The organism is Dokdonia genika (genome assembly GCF_042652845.1).
Taxonomy (GTDB): domain Bacteria; phylum Bacteroidota; class Bacteroidia; order Flavobacteriales; family Flavobacteriaceae; genus Dokdonia; species Dokdonia donghaensis.
The window spans coordinates 1-3499 of record NZ_JBHSHB010000021.1; the positions used below are offsets into that span (position 1 = coordinate 1).

Below are 3499 nucleotides of genomic sequence, written 5' to 3' on the forward strand. Positions count from 1 at the left end.
GACATTTTTGAAAGCTCTATGCGCGGCGACAGATTCACAAATAAGTGTATATTTAAACAATCAATTAAAAAACAAAAAACAGGCACACCAGCAAAATGCCGCACTCGCTTTATGTAGTGGCCTGTTGGGCACAATAAAAAGGAATGGAAGAAAATATAATAAAGCTTAAGAAAAAATTAGAAGGTTCAAATATTTCGTTTGAGGAAATTGTACCTGAAAATCCAGATTTTCCTAATAGGATAGTCTTTGAAATTCCCTCCGCTAGAGAGAAAAACGAGTGTTTGTTAATTTTTAGAGAAGAACCTCTGAACCAAGCTTTAGATTGCGAATTTGAAAAATTTCGTTTTATCCAAGGTTATGAAGCTATTTGGTCAAAAGAAAATCAAATTATTGAAGCAGAGATAAGTAATGTTGATAATCCTTCAAGATTCTTTTTTAATAGACTCGATGAGCTAATTAATAAACCTGAAGAAGTTGATGATGATGAAGAAACCGAAGAAGTCGTATCAATCAACCTACCTTCAATAGATGGCTACATTCTCACTATTGGTTATTGTTCTAAAGAATTTGGTTTTTTGTCAGGTAGCAGAGAGCGAGGACCTAGAAGAGGAATTTCAAGAAGAATTACTATTAAAATTCAAAATTCAAAAATTTCCACTCACGACAGAGCTCTTGAGATTTTAGAAAAAATAGCAAATTCTATATTTTTTCAAATAGATTTAGCATTTGAAATTCCAATAAGTCTTCAAACACAACGAGAAAGTTGGATAGAAAGAACGCAAAAGAGAAGAAGGAAACAACTTTTCGTAGATGAATCAGCAACCATATCAGAACCAAAATACGAATATGATTCTGAACCAATTTCTCTTTATTGGTATGCTAAAGAATCAGGTCAAATGCCTATTTTTCAATATCTCGCTTTTTATCAAACTACTGAATTCTATTTCCCAATTTATTCAAGTTTTGAAGCTAAACAAAAAATTCAGGGATTAATTAAAGATCCAAGATTTAATCCTAATAGAGATGCTGACATAACAAAAATTATATCTACGATAAATGCTAATGGTGGAGGTAAGTCATTTGGTAAAGAGAGAGACCAACTTAAAGCAACGATTTCTGCGTGTACAAATAATATTGAATTAAAAGATTTCTTCAGTTCTGACCAAAATCGTTTTGACTTCTTTGCCGAAAACAAAGGAAAAAATTTAGCTAAACATAAATTATCCGTGAAAAACGAAACTGCAGATTTAGTTGCTGAAGTTAGTGAAAGGATTTATGAAATAAGATGTAGAATAGTACATTCAAAAGCTTCTGAAGGAGACTTTGAAGTTTTGCTTCCTTATTCGAATGAAGTTAAAAAAATGAATTACGATATTGAACTAATAGAATTTATAGCAAGAAAAGTACTAATAACTAGTAGTCGACCTATAAAATTATAAATACTGTGCCCAACAATGGCTATAAGTAATTGCTTGTTCTCGCCTACTTCTGAAAATCCTTGCGGATTTTCAGTTTGGTGTGTACTTGCAAAGTTAAGTGATAACCCACGCAACTACTCATAGCCGAGACCGTGGCGGCTGATTGCCCAAGGACTCGCAGTTCACGATAAAATAAGCTTCACAAAAGGCAGTTGTATACTTGGTTATTACCGCAATCGTATGGCTACGCTTCAAAATAGGTTTTAGAGCGATTGTAAGAGCAATAATCAAAGATCTGGCACAGATGGATCATAGAGCAAATCTGCTAAGATTTTAAAGCNGCCATTCATTGCAGAACGCACTCAAACTTGATTAAAATACTTTGGAAACTAAAAAGAAATCGGAAATATTTAAATTACTGAACTCAATTGGACTGAATATTTTAGTAATTATTGTCGGAACAATTATAGCTTTAATCTTTGGATTGAGGACAGCTTCGAATATGCCTGCAAGTGCAAATATGGGAGCATTTATTCCGATAATGAAAGCAATACTTTACGGTTTTATAACTCTAATAGCTTATTTGAGTTTTAGAAAACCTTTAAAAGACTATAGTTGGTTAATTACATTAATAGGAATCATTATTACGATTTATTCATCAACAAACATATAATTCGGAATTATATCAAGTTTGCGGAATTGAAAATTAGAACGTGGAAAAATTAGAGCAATATTATAAAGGAGATGATAGTTGGAATAAATACTCAAGTATTTTTGGAGAGGATTGGACTGATTCTGATTTTCAAAAAGAATTATTAGTTCTTGTCAACAATCAAATTGATTTAGCCAAAGTTATTTACTATCACAATACTGAAAATAGTATAAATTGGCTGAATTCAAAAGTTCCGGCTTTGAATTACTTAACACCTTTGGAATGTTTAAAAGACATTGAATTGACCAAAAGATTAAAGGTTTGTTTAATGAGAATTAAATAAAAAATAAAACAACGAAATGGCAACAACGTGTATAATTAATTGCTTGGGCAATTGCCTACTTGGAAAATTCCTTCGGAATTTTCTCGCGTTCGTTTTTGTTTACTAAATTAGTTGCTTAAACACGCAACTAACCATACACAAAACCGTTGTGGTGCATTTACCAAAACGAACGCTGGAATCAAAAACTGACTAAAACCGAACTGAAATTTAAATGAATTTTTCACGACATTGTGATTTATGCGAAAACCAAATAACGAGTCTTGAAAAAGGATTGACTTGTAATTTGACCAATAAAAAACCTGATTTTAATAATACTTGCTCAAAAATTACACTCGACAAAAAATTTCAAGAAAAATTAGAAATTGCTAATCTCGAATTGGAAATAATACGCAGAAGCCAAAAGTCAACACATCTAACTTTCTACGGCACAATAATTATTGGTTTTCTTTTAATACTTCTTGGGTACTTTTTATCTGACTGGAAAATATTTAGCTTGTATCTATGGTACGTGAAAATTGGAATGATTGGAGCTGGATTTTCATTTCTGGCAGCTGCTTACTCTAAACTGAATAAATATAGAAGAGAATATAAAAAAGCGGAAATGGAAAAAAACAAAATTGATGAAGTCCTAAATAAATATGGAATTTCATATCAAGAAAACTTTGAATTTAAAGAAAAAATTCACGGAACTCAAGAAGTAATTGTGAATTTTGATTTTAAAAATTGGACAAAAATAAAAACAACAAATTCTTATAAATTTGACTATTAAAAGTAAAAAAAACGACACCACAACAATGTGTATAATTCATTGCTAGTTATAGCCTACTTACGAAAGTCCTCGCGGACTTTCTATCTGTGATTTATTTGCTAACTTTAGTGCTGAAACACGCAACGAAATCATACACTAGACCGTGGCGGCTGATTGCCCAAGGGCTTGCAGTTCACGACAAAATAAGCTACACAAAAGGCAGTTGTATACTTGGTTATTACCGCAATCGTATGGCTACGCTTCAAAATAGGTTTAAGAGCGATTGTAAGAGCAAAAATCAAGGTTCTGGCACAGATGGGTCATAGAGCAAACTAGCT

4 protein-coding genes are annotated in these 3499 nt (G+C 32.1%); all 4 read left to right on the forward strand.

Translation table 11 applies throughout. The features are described from left to right. Positions 1–143 precede the first annotated feature (143 nt). The 4 genes from ACFO5T_RS10880 (at position 144) to ACFO5T_RS10895 (ending at position 3182) form a co-directional block, all read left to right on the forward strand. On the forward strand, positions 144–1439 hold the full coding sequence (locus ACFO5T_RS10880) for a hypothetical protein (protein WP_380034324.1): 1296 nt from the start codon (positions 144–146) through the stop codon (positions 1437–1439). 361 nt (positions 1440–1800) lie between these two features. Then, the gene (locus ACFO5T_RS10885) at positions 1801–2091 is read left to right on the forward strand and encodes a hypothetical protein (protein ID WP_380034326.1); all 291 of its coding nucleotides are present in this window, start codon (positions 1801–1803) and stop codon (positions 2089–2091) included. Between the two features lie 40 nt (positions 2092–2131). Beyond that, the gene (locus ACFO5T_RS10890; RefSeq protein ID WP_380034328.1) at positions 2132–2413 is read left to right on the forward strand and encodes a hypothetical protein; all 282 of its coding nucleotides are present in this window, start codon (positions 2132–2134) and stop codon (positions 2411–2413) included. A gap of 211 nt (positions 2414–2624) precedes the next feature. Next, positions 2625–3182 (forward strand): hypothetical protein, encoded by a 558-nt coding sequence (locus tag ACFO5T_RS10895; protein ID WP_380034330.1) that lies wholly within the window; start codon positions 2625–2627, stop codon positions 3180–3182. Positions 3183–3499 lie beyond the last annotated feature (317 nt).

What these genes read in the sequence shown, in the direction of transcription:
- ACFO5T_RS10880 (WP_380034324.1), top strand. Translation starts at nt 144, where the DNA reads ATGGAAGAAAATATAATAAAGCTTAAGAAAAAATTAGAAGGTTCAAAT.
- ACFO5T_RS10895 (WP_380034330.1), top strand. Translation starts at nt 2,625, where the DNA reads ATGAATTTTTCACGACATTGTGATTTATGCGAAAACCAAATAACGAGT.